12 protein-coding genes and 1 pseudogene are annotated in these 17,452 nt (G+C 63.2%); 8 read left to right on the plus strand and 5 right to left on the minus strand.

All coding sequences use genetic code 11. From position 1 onward, the window contains the following. Window positions 1-40 precede the first annotated feature (40 nt). The 4 genes and pseudogenes from AB3X96_RS18475 to AB3X96_RS18490 all read left to right on the plus strand — a co-directional run. Window positions 41-901, plus strand: a complete 861-nt coding sequence (locus AB3X96_RS18475; protein WP_368590803.1) for a helix-turn-helix transcriptional regulator — start codon at window positions 41-43, stop codon at window positions 899-901. A 107-nt stretch (window positions 902-1,008) separates the two neighbouring features. Continuing rightward, window positions 1,009-5,298 carry a TIR domain-containing protein gene (locus AB3X96_RS18480; RefSeq protein WP_368590804.1) on the plus strand — a complete coding sequence of 1,430 codons (4,290 nt, stop codon included), beginning with the start codon at window positions 1,009-1,011 and terminating at the stop codon, window positions 5,296-5,298. 28 nt (window positions 5,299-5,326) lie between these two features. After that, window positions 5,327-6,184: an MBL fold metallo-hydrolase gene (locus AB3X96_RS18485; protein ID WP_368590805.1), complete on the plus strand. Its 858-nt coding sequence runs from the start codon at window positions 5,327-5,329 to the stop codon at window positions 6,182-6,184. Window positions 6,185-6,332: 148 nt separating this feature from the next. Continuing rightward, window positions 6,333-7,145, plus strand: a pseudogene (locus tag AB3X96_RS18490) (IS5 family transposase); the annotation flags it as partial. Between the two features lie 142 nt (window positions 7,146-7,287). Here AB3X96_RS18490 and AB3X96_RS18495 read toward each other — a convergent pair. Continuing rightward, the gene (locus AB3X96_RS18495) at window positions 7,288-7,941 is read right to left on the minus strand and encodes a TetR/AcrR family transcriptional regulator (RefSeq protein WP_368590806.1); all 654 of its coding nucleotides are present in this window, start codon (window positions 7,939-7,941) and stop codon (window positions 7,288-7,290) included. Window positions 7,942-8,155: 214 nt separating this feature from the next. On the opposite strand from AB3X96_RS18495, the gene AB3X96_RS18500 reads away from it, so the two are divergent. The 4 genes from AB3X96_RS18500 (at window position 8,156) to AB3X96_RS18515 (ending at window position 12,184) form a co-directional block, all read left to right on the plus strand. Continuing rightward, entirely contained in the window at window positions 8,156-8,392 is a 237-nt protein-coding gene (locus tag AB3X96_RS18500) for a hypothetical protein (RefSeq protein ID WP_368590807.1), read from the plus strand. Window positions 8,393-8,838: 446 nt separating this feature from the next. After that, window positions 8,839-10,167 carry an MFS transporter gene (locus AB3X96_RS18505; RefSeq protein ID WP_368590808.1) on the plus strand — a complete coding sequence of 443 codons (1,329 nt, stop codon included), beginning with the start codon at window positions 8,839-8,841 and terminating at the stop codon, window positions 10,165-10,167. 26 nt (window positions 10,168-10,193) lie between these two features. After that, on the plus strand, window positions 10,194-11,426 hold the full coding sequence (locus AB3X96_RS18510; protein WP_368590809.1) for a cytochrome P450: 1,233 nt from the start codon (window positions 10,194-10,196) through the stop codon (window positions 11,424-11,426). Further along, complete coding sequence (locus AB3X96_RS18515; RefSeq protein ID WP_368590810.1) at window positions 11,420-12,184, plus strand: glucose 1-dehydrogenase; 765 nt, start codon at window positions 11,420-11,422, stop codon at window positions 12,182-12,184. The genes AB3X96_RS18510 and AB3X96_RS18515 overlap by 7 nt, the downstream gene beginning before the upstream one ends. 21 nt (window positions 12,185-12,205) lie before the next feature. Here the strand turns inward: AB3X96_RS18515 and AB3X96_RS18520 are convergent, their stop codons facing one another. The 4 genes from AB3X96_RS18520 to AB3X96_RS18535 form a co-directional block, all read right to left on the minus strand. Then, entirely contained in the window at window positions 12,206-13,684 is a 1,479-nt protein-coding gene (locus AB3X96_RS18520; RefSeq protein WP_368590811.1) for an MmgE/PrpD family protein, read from the minus strand. Window positions 13,685-13,720: 36 nt separating this feature from the next. Beyond that, a complete protein-coding gene (locus AB3X96_RS18525) occupies window positions 13,721-14,650 on the minus strand; it encodes an electron transfer flavoprotein subunit alpha/FixB family protein (protein WP_368590812.1) in 930 nt (309 codons plus the stop codon). Beyond that, window positions 14,650-15,411, minus strand: a complete 762-nt coding sequence (locus tag AB3X96_RS18530; protein ID WP_368590813.1) for an electron transfer flavoprotein subunit beta/FixA family protein — start codon at window positions 15,409-15,411, stop codon at window positions 14,650-14,652. The genes AB3X96_RS18525 and AB3X96_RS18530 overlap by 1 nt, the downstream gene beginning before the upstream one ends. Window positions 15,412-15,482: 71 nt before the next feature. Then, window positions 15,483-17,138 (minus strand): spinster family MFS transporter, encoded by a 1,656-nt coding sequence (locus tag AB3X96_RS18535; RefSeq protein ID WP_368590814.1) that lies wholly within the window; start codon window positions 17,136-17,138, stop codon window positions 15,483-15,485. Between the last annotated feature and the right edge of the window lie 314 nt (window positions 17,139-17,452).

Raw genomic sequence — 17,452 nt, forward strand, 5'->3', positions numbered from 1 at the left:
TGCTGGATCGATACTGGTATAGGGAGCTACCACGATGACGATGAACGTCAGAACCCTCGCCGCCGAACGGCGCCGTGGTGAGCTAGGCGCATTCCTGAGGTCGCGGCGCGAGCACCTGAGTCCGGCCGCGGTCGGATTGCCTGACGGTTTTCGACGACGCACGCCGGGGCTGCGCCGCGAGGAAGTCGCGATGCTCGCGGACGTCGGTATCACGTGGTACACCTGGCTCGAACAGGGGCGCGACGTCCGCGCGTCCGAAGAGGTGCTGATCGCAATCGCGGATGCGTTGCGACTGGACGCCGTTGAGCGGCGGCATCTGTTCGTATTGAGCGATCGTCCGTCGCCGGAACTCCAGTCGACGAATCCGGAAAAGCTCGAGGAGCCGGTGCAACGGATGCTTGCCAGCCTGTCAGGCCAGCCCGCTTACGTCACTGGCCGTCGCTGGGATATCCTGGGCTGGAATCGGGCCGCCACCTTGGTATTCGGTGACTACGGGCAGCTTTCGGTGGATGAGCGCAATCTGATGTTCATGGTTTTCGCGAATGCGCGGCACCGCCGTTTGCTCGTTGACTGGGAGGAAGTGGCGCGTGCGTCCCTCGCGATGTTCCGTAACGACAGTGCGCGCTATGTGGGCGATCCTGATTTTGAACGGCTGATATCGACGCTGCGACACAGGAGCGACGAATTCAATGCGTGGTGGCGCAGGCACGAGGTGCTCAATCCGTTATCGAATATCAAACGCATCAGACATCCGCGAAAAGGCCTGATGGTCTTCGAATACACCAGTTTCGCGCTGCTGGACGGCTCCGATCGCAAGCTCACCGTCTACACGCCGCTTGACGAATGCAGGACCGCGGACAAGCTGGACGCTCTCATCGTGTCCGCCAGGCGCGGGCTATAAAGCATTGAGGCAATCAATTCAGCGCGCGGGATGCCAGACTCAAACACATGAGGTGGATGGTGTCCTTTGCGAGTGCAGTCAACTGCGGGACTGAAGTTCGCAGCGCAATGCCCACGATCTTCATCAGCCACGCCAGCGCGAATAACGCTCTCGCGCTCGCGATCGGACACTGGCTTGCCGATAACGGCTGGGATGATTACTTCCTGGGCCTCGAGCCGGCCGAGGGGTTGGCTGCTGGGGAACGCTGGCAGGAAGCGCTCAAGTCCGCGGCCGACCGCTGCGAGGCCGTGCTGTTTCTGATTTCGCCCGCATGGTGCGACTCTCGCTCGTGCCTGGCTCAGTTATCCTTTGCCAGATTTCTGGGCAAGACAATCTTCGGTGCGCTCGTCGAGGCGACGCCGATCGACGCCTTGCCGAAAGAATTGACGGCCCAATGGCAGGTCTGTGACCTCACCGCCGGGACTCGACGCCAGAGCTTCCGGGTCTCGCATGACCCGCTCGTTTCGGCAACTGAAGTCTCTTTCGCCAAAGCGGGGCTTGCCCGGCTCGAGCTTGGGCTGCGACGAGCCGGGTCCGCTCCGTCGGGCTTTCCGTGGCCGCCGGCTAACGATGCCGAGCGCCCCCCTTATCCGGGACTGAGAGCGCTGGAGGCCGAGGATGCGGCCGTGTTCTTTGGCCGGGACACGGCGGTATTGCGCGGGCTCGAGACGCTACGCAGCGTCCGCGAGCAGGGGATCGAGCGGATGTTGGTCATCCTCGGCGCATCCGGAACGGGCAAGTCGTCCTTTGTGCGGGCCGGCCTGTGGCCGCGCCTGAAGCGCGATGACCGAAACTTTTTGCCGCTTCCAGTGATCCGGCCGGAGCGGGCTGTTGTTACTGGCGCCACCGGACTCGTCGTCAGTATCGAACTGGCCTTTCAGGAACTCGCGGTACTCAGGACGCGCGCCGAGATCCGCCAGGCAGTTCAGACTCCCGATGGATTCGAGCAATTGCTTGGCCAGCTTCAAACGCTGCACTGCTCGCGGCTCGCGTCAGATGCCGTTGCGCCGACCGTTCTGGTCTGCATCGACCAGGGCGAGGAATTGTTCAGCGCAGAAGGCGAAGAGGAGTCTTCGCACTTCCTGTCCCTGCTTGCGAGGACGCTCGCCACGGCGGAACACGAGGGGATGCAGACGATCGGCAAACGGCAGCGTGCGCTTGCGGTCGTGGCGATCCGCACAGACGCTTTCGAGCAATTGCAGAGCGCGCCAACGCTGCGCGGCGTGCCACCGCGTGTCTTCGGTCTCCCTCCATTGGAGCGCGCGGAATTCAAGGCGGTGATCGAGGGTCCTGCCGCGCGGGCTACCGCCGCCGGGCGTAAGCTGACGATCGAGCCAGCGCTGACCGAGCGGCTTCTTCGGGATACTGAAGGGGCAGACGCATTGCCCTTGCTGGCCTTTACGCTCGAGCGGCTATTTACCGACTATGGCGCCACCGGAAACTTCAGCGTAGCCGACTATCAGGCGATCGGGGGTATGGGCGGTTCCATCGAGGCCGCGGTCGAATCGGCATTTGCCGATCCCGGACGGGAGCCCGCCGTTCCAGCAGATAAGGCCGAGCGCGAGCGCCTGCTGCGCATTGGCTTGATCCCTCGGCTCGCGCACGTCGAACCGCTGACGCAACAGCGCAAGCGCCGTGTGGCACGCTGGGATGAGCTTCCCGAATCCGCCCATGCCGTCCTGAAGCGTCTCATCCCGTATCGACTGCTATTGCAAGACCGGCGCAAGGCCGAAGCTGGCAATGAGGACACCACCATCGTTGAACTCGCGCACGAGGCGTTGTTACGGCAGTGGCCTGTCCTTGCCGCCTGGCTCGACGCGGACGCGGATGCGCTCAAGACAGTCGCAACCGTGCAGCGAGCGGCGCACGAGTGGCAAAAGCACGGGCAGGGCACGGCCTGGCTGGCCCACGCCGGCGAGCGGCTGACGAGCGCGGAGGCCATCCTGCAGCGTTCGGATTTCGAACGAATGCTGGGCACGGATGGCCTTTCTTATTTGCGGGCTTGTCGCGGGCGCGAGGAAGGCGCACGCGCGGAGCGCGAGTCGCAGTTGCAGCGAATCGCTCACACACGGACAGCGTCCACGCAGCGACTCATCCAGGTACTGATGGGCGTAATCGCGTTCATTCTGATTGCGACAGGGGGGTGGATCATTCATCAGACCCGGACGGTCGCACGCCAGACTTCTGTTGTGTTGGCGTCGTCGGCGACGTTGGCGAACGACGCGGGAATTTACGATCGCGCGATGCGCTTCGCGATACTGGCGATGCGCAAGAGTTGGCTCTCGCCGGGATCGGTTGACGCAGAGCTGGAGCTCATGCGCGGCGCGCAGGCATCAATGCAAATTGCGTTGCTCGGCGGGCATCAGGATGCGGTCGATTCCGCCGTGTTCAGCCCCGACGGTAAGCGGGTGGCGACCGCGTCCTGGGATGGGACCGCGCGGGTGTGGGACGCGGCTACCGGCAAACAGATCGTGCAACTCAGCGGACATCAGGGGCTGATTTATTCCGCCGCCTTCGGCCCGGACGGCCGGCGCGTGGTGACCGCCTCGGCGGACAGGACCGCGCGAGTGTGGGACGCGGCTACGGGCAAACAGATCGTGCAGCTCAGCGGGCATCGGGATCTGGTTTATTCCGCCGCCTTCGGCCCGGACGGCCGGCGCGTGTTGACCGCCTCGGCGGACAGGACCGCGCGGGTGTGGGACGCTGCTACGGGCAAACAGATCGTGCAGCTCAGCGGGCATCAGGGACCGGTTTTCGCCGCGGCCTTCAGCCCGGACGGCCGGCGCGTGGTGACCGCGTCCGCGGACAGGACTGCGCGGGTGTGGGATGCGGCGAGCGGCCAGGTGATCGCGCAGCTCAGCGGGCATCGGGAACTGGTGAGCTCCGCGGCCTTCAGCGCGGATGGCCGGCGCGTGCTGACCGCGTCCGATGACAAAACCGCGCGGGTTTGGGATGCGGCGACCGGCCACGTGATCGCGCAGCTCGCCGGGCATCAGGGACCGGTTTTCTCCGCGGCCTTCAGCCCGGACGGCCGGCGCGTGGTAACCGCGTCCGATGACAAAACCGCGCGGGTGTGGGATGCGGCGACCGGCCACGTGATCACGCAGCTCACCGGACATCAGGGACCGGTCAGCTCCGCCGCCTTCAGCCCGGACGGCCTGCGTGTGGTGACCGCCTCCGATGACAAGACTGCGCGGGTGTGGGATGCGGCGACCGGACAGACGATCGTGCAGCTCATCGGACATCAGGGGCCGGTGAACGTCGCCGTCTTCAGTCTGGACGGTCAGCGGGTGTTGACTGCATCGCGTGACAGGACAGCGCGCGCGTGGGACGCGGGGAAGGGGATCTTGCTGCTCAGCGGACATCAGGAGCCAGTTGTTTGCGCCGCCTTCAGCCCGGACGGTCAGCGGGTGGTGACGGTGTCCCGTGATAGGACCGCGCGGGTGTGGGACGTCGCCACGGGCAAGCAGATTGCGCTGCTCAGCGGACATCAGGGGTGGGTTGACTCCGCTGCGTTCAGCCCTGACGGCCGGCGGATAGTGACCGCGTCCGCGGATCAGACCGCGTGGCTGTGGGATGCGGCCGCGGGCAAACAGATCGCCCAGCTTAGCGGGCATCACGGGGCAGTGTTTTCCGCCGCCTTCAGCCCGGACGGCCAGCGGGTGGCGACGGCGTCCGCGGATGGGACCGCGCGGGTGTGGGACGCGGCCACGGGCAAACAGATTCTGGTGCTCAGCGGGCATCAGGAGCCGGTTGATTCCGTCGCCTATAGTTCGGACGGCCTGCGGGTGGTGACTGCGTCCTGGGATGGGACCGCGCGGGTGTGGGACGCGGCCACGGGCAAACAGATCCTGGTGCTCAGTGGGCATCGCGGCACCGTTTTTTCCGCCGCCTTCAGCCCGGACGGACGGCGCGTAGTGACCGCGTCCGCGGATGGGACCGCGCGGGTGTGGGACGCGGTGACGGGCAAACAGATCGCCCAGTTCAGCGGGCATCAGGGGGCAGTGGGTTCCGCCGCCTTCAGCCCGGACGGCCAGCTTGTAGTGACCGCGTCCGCGGATCAGAACGCGCGAGTATGGGACGCGGCGACTGGCCTGGTGATCGCGCAACTCACCGGGCACCTGGGAGCCGTGAGATCCGCCGCCTTCAGCCCGGACGGCCAGCGGGTGGTGACCGCGTCCGCGGATCAGACCGCGCGGGTGTGGCCTATCCGATGGCTTATGCAGAATCAAGGGCGGAGCCTGGCGATGGCGGTGTGCAAGGAAAGGCTTGTGGGAGCAAACTTGCTCACAACCGGTGATGGAGCCGCCCTTTCTCTCGTACGCGGGCGCCGGGGCGAAAACGTATGTGGATCCTGATTTGCCGACCGGACGACAGGAGCATCGAATGAAGCCGACACGCAACGCCGATTCCGTCCCAGGCGAGTGGTACATCGACACAGCGTGCATCAATTGCGGTGCATCGCGTCACGTCGCGCCGGGGCTGATTGTCGAACGCAACGACAAGAGTGTCTTCTTGCGGCAGCCCGTTACGCCCGAAGAGCACGTCGACGCATGGCGTGCGGTGCTCGTGTGTCCTACGGCGTCGGTACGGAGTGAAACGAAGCAGCCTCGTCCGGGTGCCGCGATCTTTCCACAGCCGATCACGTCGGCTGTATGGCGCTGCGGATTTAACGCGCGGTCGTCGTTTGGCGCGCACTCTTACTTTGCGAGGCGTCCGGACGGCAATCTGATGATCGACTCACCGCGCTACGCGGCGGAACTCGTGAAATGGTTTGATGAGAACGGTGGCATCGCGCACATCCTTCTATCGCATCGTGACGACGTCGCGGACGCAGATAAATACGCCCGTCATTTCGGCGCGCGCGTCTGGATTCACCGGGAAGACATGTCGGCCGCGCCTTATGCAACGGACCTGCTCGACGATGGATCGGCAACGGACATTGCGGTCGGCGTAAGCGCGATCCCTGTGCCCGGGCACACGCGCGGCAGCGTCGTGTACCTGCTCGACGACAGCGTGTTGTTCTCGGGTGATTCGCTCGCGTGGAGCCCGCGCGCGGGGGACCTCGTCGCGTTCAGGGACGCGTGCTGGTATTCATGGTCTGAGCTCACCGAATCGCTTGGCAAGCTAGCCGCGTATCGCTTCGACTGGTTGCTTCCTGGTCACGGCTGGCCCACGCACTTGTCGGCCGATGAAATGCGCGCCCGCTTGCTCGCGTTGGTTGTTCGCATGCGGAGGGATTGATGTTGACGGGCTTTCGTGCCGAGATCGGCGCATGTGCCGCAATGCAGGTGGGGCTGAGAGCGTGGCTTGGCGCTCCGGGACGTCAACATGCCCGTTGAGGTTACCCGGCAGGGCACTGAGCAGGATGCCCTGCGCGATCTCACGAAGACATCTGGTGAAGGCTGCGGCACGGCACGGGTTGAAGCTGCGGCAGAACTACAACCGCGAGGCGCCGCACCTGGCGCGTCAGATTGGCCGCTACGCGCATGCGAAGCAGTACAAGCGCATGAAGAAGGCGCTGCGCACGTTGCGCTCGCGCGTTGGGCGGGTGATGCGTGATGTCGAGCGTCAGCTCGATTCAGTCGCCGACACTGGGCGCATCGCGCTGCAGGAATTGATCAGCCGCACGAGGCGGATCCTGTCTCAGAAGCAGAAGGGCAAAAACAAGCTGTACGCACTGCATGCTCCAGAAGTTGAATGTTTGGCGAAAGGCAAAGCCCGCACGCCCTACGAATTCGGTGTGAAAGTGTCGATCACGACGACACACAAGGAAGGGCTTGTGGTTGGCGCGCGCTCGATGCCCGGTAACCCATACGACGGTCACACGCTGGCTGAAGCGTTGGAGCAAGCGGCGATCTTGAGCGATGTGAAGCCCAACGTCGCCATTGTGGACCGCGGTTACAAGGGTGTCGCTGTCGAGGGAGTGAAGATCTACCACCCGGGATTGCGACGCGGAATCACGAGGGGCCTGCGCGCGATGATCCAAAGGCGAAGCGCAATCGAGCCTGCCATTGGTCACATGAAGGCCGACGGCAAACTCGACCGGAACTGGCTCAAAGGCGCACTCGGCGATGCAATACACGCAGTGCTGTGCGGCGCTGGCCACAACCTGAGGATGATCCTCAGAACGCTGAGGCTTTTTTACGCCCTTGTTCTGATCGCCTGGCTTAGCCGATCAATCACCGTCGACTTCCAGGCTTGAGGGCAAGCGCCGACCCAACCGAATTATTCAGACCCGACTAACGACTTGTGTGAAGACGCGAGCGAAATAGAGAGAGGTGGCGGCGGAAATTCGGACAGGCTGGTAAGTGGAACGGTCGGGGCCTCTCCAGTGATATCGCGATTCACGAAGTCGTCTTGCCGAGCGCGGTCCACACGACGCCTGTCGCCTTGCGAAACGCGGCCAGGTCAGGAGCGTTCCTCCCCGAGCGACGCAGGAAGACGATCAGGCCCTGCCAATGCGAGTAGATCAGCGCACCCCTTATGCGGCACTCCTGCGCGGGGAGATCGGGATTGATCTGGGCGACCAGGCCACCGAAGAGCGACTGGTATTTCTCGCTCACTTCCTCCATCAGTTCCCTTACTTCCGGATGATGTTCGGCGAGGCACCAGCATTCGAGAGCGAACGGACTGATGAGATTGCCGGGGCTGGCGAGCGTATTGAATGTCTCATCGAGCACGGCGTGAAGGCGCGCTTCGGGCGTGAGCCGGGCATCTTCTCCCAATTCATGAAAGCGCCTCAGATAGCGTTGTGCTAGTTCCTCGATGGTTGCCTTGAGCAGGGAATCGCGGCTGCCGAAGTAGTGTTGAAGCGTGGCGAGCCGGATGTTCGCCGCCGCTGCGACACCCCGCTGCGTGAACCCGTCGTTTCCCGCGGCCGCGAACACGCTGATCGCCGCCTCGAGGATTTCCGGCACGCGCGTTTCGCGTCGTCCGCGTGGCGCCCCCTTTTTACCCGGTCCCGCCACGTCCGATAGCGCGATCGTCAAATTTTCCATGGTTTCGTCCCGTGTAGTCGCCAGACTGGTTCCGAAGTGCGTTTGACCTAGAAAGGTTGGTCTTATGACCAATTTCGTTAGATTTTATACCGTGCCAGCTCGAGTTTCACAGGAGTTAATGGTAAACGCCTAGTCGCAAATTCCTTGTTTGTTGGTCAGTTGACCGCTAATATTTGGTCATAGGACCAATACGTTGCGGTCCGGGAGTCGCAAAATGAACGATCGGTCGATGACGTTGCATAGCCTCGTCGAGAAATGGCTGGCGCCCTACCTTGCGGCTCCGGCTCGCGTGGTGCGCCTTGCGCGTGACGAAGCTGGTCCGCATCGCTGCGTGCGCGTGGAGATCAGCCGCACGTCGCGCAACCTGTCGATGCTGTTTTTTCGCCATGACGATGGCTCCTGGCAGGTCTATCCCCCGCAAAAGGCGCGTCCCTTCATCAATGCGCAGTAAGTCGCGCCCGGCGCATACGCCGCGGCCATCGCAACTCCATGCGGCAAAAGCCTTTTGATCGTCGCTAGATTTTTCGTCTCAATGGATCGGAAAAACGTATTGGTCGCCTCATTCGCTCGCGCATAAGCTAACGACAGACAAACGTATCCAGACAGAACGAAATGCGCGTGGCATGACGCCCGAGCCGCGCATGACCCTCAGCGAGCCAACCTAAACGCACGGACCACGAGCAATGTATTCGCGGCCCGGGGTGCACGGTCGTCTTCGCGATTGGCGTGAGACCGGCGCGACACTGTCGCCGCGCGGCCCGTTTTCGACTCCTGCCTGACGCTTGCAATGCCGCCATGAAGAAGCGGTGAAAGAACGGTCGACAGTGCCCAATTATTCTCACTAGTGAGGAGACGATGCAAATCAACCCAGTCGCGCAAGGTCCCGAACGGTCCGACATGCATGCCGCCATCGAACGGAAGATTTTCCGGAAGGTGACGATGCGGATAGTACCGATCCTCATTTTGTGTTTCTTCATCAACTATATCGATCGCGCCAACCTCGGCGTTCTATTTTCTCCCATCTCCAAAGAACTGCATCTCACGGCGTCCGCTTTCGGTTTCGCCGCCGGTATCTTCTTTCTCGGCTACCTCGTGTTCGAAGTGCCATCGAATATGGCGATCGTGCGCTTCGGCGCGAGACGCTGGATCGCGCGGATCATGATCAGCTGGGGTATCGTCACTTGCCTGCTCGCGGCAACGCACAGCGTGCCGATGCTGTACACGCTGCGCTTTGTTCTTGGTGCCGCCGAAGCAGGGTTCTTTCCCGGCGTGCTGTTTTACCTAACGTTTTGGTATCCGCGACATCTGCTCGGGCAGGCCTATTTGACGCTCGAACTAAGCGTCCCCGTATCGCTCGCGCTCGGCTCTGTCGTGACTGCCGGACTTCTACTGATGGAGGGCGTAGCAGGCATCGCCGGGTGGCGCTGGGCCTTCGCGCTGGAAGGCATTCCGGCCGTATTGATGGGCTTCCTGGTCCTTTTCATTCTGCCGGATGGACCAAAGCAGGCGAAATGGCTGACGCAGGAAGAGCAAGACTATTTACTCTTGAGAACCGTTTCGGATCACGGACATTCAAAAGCGAGCCTGAGCGAATTCAAGGCCGTCGTGTGCAACTCGCTGACATGGCTCTTTATCGCGCTCGAGTTCTCGATCATCATCGGCTTCTGGGCCGTCACATACTTCCTGCCAAAGATCGTGCAGGAGCGCTTTCACGTCGATCCCGTCCATGCGGGCCTGATCTCCTCGATTCCATGGTTGGCAGCGGTCGCCGGCATCGCGCTCGTGGCATGGACTTCGCGCAAGACCGGCGACCGGAAATGGCACTTGCTGATCGTCTTGCTGCTCTCTGCGGTCGGCCTGTGGATCACGGCGCGCGTCGATTCGCCCGTCGTCGGCCTGATCGGCATTTGTATCAGTGCTGCAGGCGTGCAGGCGGCGGTGCCGCTGTTCTGGACCATTCCCGCGATGTCCTTCAGTGGTGCGCGCGCGGCGATCGCGATTGCCTTTATCAACTCAGTCGCAAGTACAGCAGGACTCGTCGGGCCGTGGATTCTCGGCATTTCGCAGGATCTGACCGGAACCAGCCGGACCGGACTCTATGTGATGTCGGCCTTCTTCCTCATGTCGGCATTTCTTGCTTTCCAGGTCAGTCAATCGCGATCGAAAGCGGAGGTGGGACACGGCACGCCTGGCGTTTCGGCAGCAGGCAACGTCGGCTTGGAATAACGGTTTTGTCTCGTGGAGACAGACGCATGCGAAAGGATGGAGATGGGACGGATCACGACCACGTCGGACGCGACTTTCCGTTTCAACGGCCAGGCGGCCCGCTTAGCCCACCGCTCGAATACGCACGTCTGCGTGAGGAACAACCGCTCAGCAAGGTCAGGCTGTGGGACGGGTCGACAGCCTGGATCGCGACCCGCTGGGAGGACGTGCGCGCGATCCTCGGAAACCCGCATTTCAGCGTCGATCCGTTTCGTCCGGGCTATCCGTCGGTTTCGCCGGCACGCGCCGTGCAAGCACGATCGCGTCAGGCGTTCATCAACATGGACGACCCCGATCATGCGCGCTTCCGGCGGATGCTGACGAAAGACTTTATGCAGAAGCGCATGAGCGACCTGCGTCCGATGATCCGCGAGCTCATCGACGAGCTAATCGACAAGATGCTCCAGCATGGACCGCCGCTTGATTTCGTTGAGCATTTTTCGCAGCCGCTTCCGTCGATGGTCATCTCCGCGCTGCTCGGCGTGCCGTACGAGGATCACGCGAAACTGGGCACATGGAGTACGACACGTAACGATCACACCGCGTCGCCGGAAATCGTGCAGGAGGCGGTGCGCAATATGGAAGCGCATCTGGACCGGATCATCGCGCAGAAGGAGGTCGATCCCGGCGAGGGGCGCGACATGCTGAGCCGCCTGGTCATCGAGCAAATTCGTCCCGGACACGTGACACGTGAGGAAGTGGTGCGGATCGCCTCACTGTTGTATTCAGCCGGGCACGGCACCACGGGCAGCCAGATCGGTCTTGGCACGCTGTCGTTGCTGATGCACCCCGAGCAGCGCGCCGAACTCGATGCCGATCCTTCGTTGCTCGCAAGCGCCGTCGAAGAGATGCTGCGTTTTCATACGATTGCGCACTTCAATTCGGCACGCGTGGCGACGGTGGACGTGGTGGTCGGAGAAAACCTGATTCGCGCCGGTGAAGGCGTCTACCCGCTGATCTTCGCTGCCAATCGCGATCCTGATGTATTCCCAAACCCTGATACGTTCGATATCCACCGCAACCCGCAGGAGCATGTAGCGTTCGCCTACGGCATCCATCAGTGTCTAGGGCAACCGCTTGCGCGCCTCGAGCTGCAGACGGTCTTCAGCATGCTGTTCAGGCGTCTGCCTGGATTGCGGCTCGCGGTGCCGGTCGAGACGCTGACGTTCAACAGCACGTCTCAGGTTTATCGGCTGGAAGCCTTGCCCGTCACATGGTGAGCGCACCCGAGACACCGCGCTTTGCTGGCAAAGTCGCGTTGATCACCGGCGGCGCCTCGGGCATCGGCCGTGCAACGGCGGAACTGCTGGCACGCGAAGGGGCGCGTGTCGTCATCGCGGACCGGTGCCGCGAGGAGGGCAATGCGCTCGGCTCACGTCTGCGTCGCGACCACGGCGATGCCCAGTTCCTCGAGACCGATGTCACCCGCCCGGACTCCATCGAAGCGATGGTCACACGCACCTTGCGCGAACACGGCCGCATCGATTGCGCCGTCAACAATGCCGGCCTGTCCGAGACGCCGATCGATCTGACCGACGCCACGCCCGAACATTGGACGCGTCTCATGTCGGTCAACCTGCGCGGCGTATTTCTTTCGATGCAGCATGAGATCCAGGCCATGCTGGAAAGCGGTGGGGCGATCGTCAACGTGTCGTCGCGCACGGGCTTGGTGGGCAAGCCGCGGCACGCGATCTATACGTCCGGCAAGCATGGCGTGCTCGGACTGACGCGATCGGCTGCCGTCGATTACGCGCGACACGGCATACGCGTCAACGCCGTCTGCCCGGGACTCGTGCGCACGCCTTTCGTCGAGCGAAAGTTCGGTGACCGCCTGGGTGAGCTGGCAGCTACGATGAATCCAATGGGGCGCATCGGCGAGCCCGAAGAGATCGCTGAATGCATCGCGTGGCTGTGTTCCGATGCGGCGAGCTTCGTCACGGGCATCGCCTTGCCGGTGGATGGGGGCGCGGTGGCCTGATCACGCCGCGCCCGCCGCCCCTCATGCTTCCGTGACCTGCGTGCGCATTGACAGGAACAAGGCTCTGAGACTCGCGGTGAGCCGTTCGACCGGCAATTCGTCGAGCGCCATGACCACGTCCGTCACCTCGCGCACCGCGCGCTGAAGTTCCTCCGGGCCGCCGCCTGCCGCATCGAGCCCGGCCATCACGCCGAACTTGCTGCGGACTTGCGCGTCCGAGAAGCGCGTCGTGTCGGTCCAGGGGTCGCCCGTCGCGTTATTGGAGGTCGCGCTGAAGACGGTGCCGCGCGCATGAATATCGACGCCGCCAGGCACCCCGCGCCATTGTCCGCCCGTCATCCATTCTGCGATGTTCGAAGAAGACGGCTCGGCGGTGACCGTCACGCGTTCGCGGAACGCCGCGATGCGCGAGTCATTCATTGTTGTCGATTCGTACCAGCGTGGACCCGGCGGAATCGCGTGGGCGAGGGCGGCGAGTGCGTGCGCATGGCTGAACTCGGCGCTGAGAAGATCCTTCGGCTGCTGTTCACGGAAGATGGGCGTGAGCGCGAACGGATTCGCCCGCACTACGACACGCGTGATTTCATCGGGCCGCAGCGCGTGCTGTTCCAGCAGTTGCGCGAACGCGGTCAGGGGATGGTGGATCCAGCGGCAGCACGGCCAGGGCTTGTAGGTCGTATTGAGAATCTGCCAGTCGTCGCCGAGGCCGGCGAGTAGCGCGCGATCGTCGTGGCCCGGCGAGCCGTAGAACTTCCAGAATGCATTTTCGCCGTCGAGTATGTCCGTGAACCCCGTGCTGCCGAGTCGCGCAAGCAACGCGGACGATACGCCGATTTCCGCGCACCAACCGGCATCGGCGTATTTGTACATCGGCTGCTCGACGGATTCCGCCCATTTGCGCAGCGTAGGCTGCGGCGAATTGCTGCCGCCGATGCCGAACGCGTGATTGGCCTGCCTACCGTCCAGACGCGTGATGTGCACCGACGCGCCGATAGCTGCCCAAGTGATGGTGGCGGCAGGTCCGCCGAGCTCGTTCCAGCCGATCACCTTGCCGTTTTCGATCTGCATCGGCGCGCCCATCCAGCTGCCGATCCGTGCGCCGATATCGAAGCCCACGGCGATCGCGCCGAGCAGATCGCGGCCGCTGCGGCTGTCGAGTTCGGCCAGCGCTAGCGCGGAGAACACGGTGGCGTTGCCGAAGTGCGTCGACGTGGGGAAAGTGTCGTCAGCGTCGAGCACGTTGGCGAGTCGCGCGTTGGCGTACGCGGCCGCCGTCGCCGAGCTGCGCCGTGCCGAGCCGACGACGCTCGCATGTGGCGCGCCACCGAGCATGTCGACATAGTCGAGCGCGATTTTTCCGCTTGGCGTATCGACAGCGCCGAGCGCGCAGCCGATCGTATCGAGCAGCAGGCGCTTCGTTTCATGCACGACGGGCTCGGGAAGATCTTCGAAGCGCGTCTGAACGGTGAAATCGGCCAATGTCTGCGTGAGCGAGGTCATGCGAAAACTCCTGAATGAACGATGAACGAACGGGCGTCAAAGTGCGTCCTGCAGTTGCGGCAGCGCCTCGAACAGATCGCCGACGAAGCCATAGTCCGCCACTTGGAAGATAGGCGCGTCGGCATCCTTATTGATCGCGACGATCACCTTCGAGTCTTTCATCCCGGCGAGATGCTGGATCGCGCCCGAGATGCCGATGGCGACATACAGTTGCGGCGCAACGATCTTTCCGGTCTGCCCGACCTGCAGATCGTTCGGCGCGAAACCCGCATCGACGGCCGCACGCGACGCCCCTACGGCGGCGCCTAACTTGTCAGCGAGCGGATAGAGCAGTTCGAACAGCTCCGCGCTGCGCATGCCGCGCCCGCCGCTCACCACGATGTCCGCAGCGCCGAGGTCCGGGCGATCCGAGCGCGCCATTTTCTCGCCAACGAAGACTGAGGTGCCGCTATCCACAGCGCCCGTGACGGGCACGATGTCGGCGCTTCCGCCGGTTGCATCGACGGGCGTGAAGGCAATCGCGCGCACGGTTGCGCATTTGATCGCCGCGCCCGACTGGACGGTCGCGATCGCGTTGCCCGCATGAATGGGGCGCTTGAACGTGTCGGCGGAAACGACCGCGACAATATCGGAAACGGGGTCCGAGTCAAGCAACGCGGCGATGCGCGGCAGCAGGTTCTTTCCGTGGGAGCTCGCCGCACACAGGACGTGGCTAAAGCCGACTGCCAGCGACACGACGAGCGGTGCGAGGTTTTCGGGCAACTGATGCGCATACTCAGAGTGATCGGCGACGAGCACGGTTTTCACGTGTGCGATGCAGCGCGCTTGCGCCGCCACGTCCTGCACTAAGTGCCCGGCCACGAGCAGCGTGATGTCGCCGCCGATCGCCCGAGCGGCCGCGATCGTGTTCAATGTGGCCGCGCCGAGCGCGCCGTTCGAATGTTCTGCGATTACGAGAATGGCCATCAGATCACCTTTGCTTCGGTCTTGAGCTTGTCGACGAGTTGCGCGACGGACGTCACCTTTACGCCGCCCTTGCGTTCGGCGGGCGGCTCGACACGCAGTGTTTCGAGCGTCGTCCCGACGCAAACGCCGAGCGCGCTCGCCGCGAGCGTCTCGAATGGCTTCTTCTTCGCCTTCATGATGCTGGGTAGCGTCGTGTAACGTGGCTCGTTAAGACGCAAGTCGGCTGTGACGACGGCGGGCAGTCGCAGCGTTACCGTCTGCAGGCCACCGTCCACTTCGCGCGTCACTGTCACGCGTTGGGCGTCGACGTCGACGTCGACGTCGACGCTCGAGGCAAACGTGCCTTGCGGCCAGTTCGTGAGCGCGGCAAGCATCTGGCCCGTCTGGTTGTTGTCGCTGTCGATCGCCTGCTTGCCGAGCAGGACAAGCTGCGGTGCTTCGCGTTCGACGACCGCCTTCAACAGCTTCGCGACGGCGAGCGCGCCGGGCGTCCCGGTCGTCTCGACCAGAATCGCCCGGTCCGCGCCGATCGCGAGCGCCGTGCGCAATTGCTCCTGTGCAGCGGCGGGTCCGACTGACACCGCGACGATTTCTGTCGCGATACCTTTTTCCTTCAGACGAACGGCTTCTTCGACGGCGATTTCACAGAACGGATTGATCGACATCTTCACGTTGTCGAGTTCGACGCCGCTATGATCGGATTTGACGCGCACCTTCACGTTGTGATCGACGGCGCGTTTGACCGTAACCAATACCTTCATGCTGATGACCTCATTACCTGATTCCTTATCGACGGGATAGCGAAACTGAAAAGCGAGCGGAGTACGGAGGCTCAGTGCGTCAACTGTGGACCGCCGACTTCCACGTAACCGTCACCGCGCGTTTCGGCATTGAAGCGCTCGAGCTCCGCATGGGCATCTGCTTCGCCCTGCAACAGCGAGCGGCTCGCGAACAGCAGCGCGCCGATCGAAACGGGCAGCACACCGATCGCGATGAGAATCGCGAGTCTCAGATCGCCAGATGCATCGCTGACGATGCCGACGAAGTACGGCCCGAGCCCCAGCCCGAAGATGTTCGGCCCGAGCGAAAATGCGGCGAACGCCGTGCCGCGCAGTCGCGGAATGACGAGATCCTGCGTGGTCGCCTGAAGCGGACCGAACCACATCGGGACGAAGAATGTCGCGACTGCATAGGCGCAATAGAACACCGTGACGTTTTGCGTCAGGTACTGCACCACGCTCGCCGCGCTAAACGCGGTCGCGGTCACGCAGACGAAATAAAGGCGGCCGAATGCGTGCTTGCGCTTGGCCCAGTCGCACAGGTAGCCGCTCACGCTGATGCCCGATCCGCCCGCAATGATCGCGATAACGCCCAGATGCAGGCCGGCGCTAGCGGTCAGGCCGAGCGTGCGGCTCGCGTAGACGAACACGAAGGCGTTGACCGCATTCATCGCGAACGCGAGGAAAGCGCCCGCGACGGTGACGGCCGCGAAGGTCCGCGATCCCGTGATGAGGCGGTGCGCGTACGCGTCGCTGAGCCGCGTGGCCTGATACCAGTTGGAGCACACGTAAAACGCAACCGCGATGGCAACCCATTGCACGAGGTTACTCGTGATATCGAAGCCGCCGACCGTCGCGATCACGGCCTTGCGGCCTGCCGAAAGCACTTGGTTCGTGCCCCACGTGGCCACGATCACGAGCGCGACGGAGATGAGCAGATAGACGAAGTTGCGCGCGTATTCGCGACGCGGGGCGCCAAGCGCCTGAAGCCGCAGCCAACTCCATGGCGGAATCATCGAGCCGAGATCCCGCACGGCGCTCGCGAATGGATGCGGGTCCTTCCTGGCAGGCACGGCGTCGAGCCGGCCGCGCATCGGTTCGCGAACCGTCAGCATCACGATCAGCGCGAACAGCATGCCCGGCACGCCCACGCCGATGAAGGACGCCTGCCAGCCCGTCAGTCCGAGCGGCGCAATGCCGTGCCCGAAGGAGCGTTCCCATGCCGACACGATCGAGCCGCCAATCGCGAGCGATGCACCCGCACCGACATACACGCCGACGGAATAGAGCGCGAGCACCGTACCGCGCCGCGCGCGCTCGAAGTAGTCGCCGAGCAGCGAGACGGCGGCAGGCGTGGCGCTTGCCTCGCCGATGCCCACCCCGATGCGCGCCGTGCCCAGTTGCACGAAGTTGCGCGACAACCCGGACAGCGCCGTCATCAGCGACCAGAACGACAGCCCGAGCGCGAGCGTGCGCACGCGGCTCCAGCCGTCGGCGAGACGCGCGAGCGGAATGCCGAACACGCAATAGAACAGCGCAAAAGATGTGCCGTAGAGCAGGCCGAGCTGCGCGTCGGACACTCCCAGATCCTTCTTCAGATAGGGCGCGAGGATGGTCACGATCTGCCGGTCGATGTAACCGAAGGCGTAGATCAGCGTCAGGATGAACAGCACATACCAGCGATACCAGGGACGTTCAGGGGTGGTCATGGTGAACCTTTGAAATGCGGCGCCGCAAACGGAAAGTGCGCGGCGCGGATGCGAATCGACGGCCATGCGTCCGGACTTGCGGACAGACCGCCGTCGTTGAAGAACCGTCGCGAGGCGATTATTCGGTGCGGATGGCGGGCATGGTGTCGTGTCTCCTGATGTTGGCTTTTGTCGGCTGCCGAAGCGTCTCGGCCTATCGGCTGCTTCACAGGATAGCCACGCATATGGGCCAGAAACCAATACGTTTTTCCGATCCATTGAGAGGAAGAAACTTGGGTGCATATCAGAGGGAAATCCTCTGAATTCCTCTGCAA

The organism is Paraburkholderia sp. BR13439 (assembly GCF_040948805.1).
Lineage (GTDB): Bacteria > Pseudomonadota > Gammaproteobacteria > Burkholderiales > Burkholderiaceae > Paraburkholderia > Paraburkholderia youngii.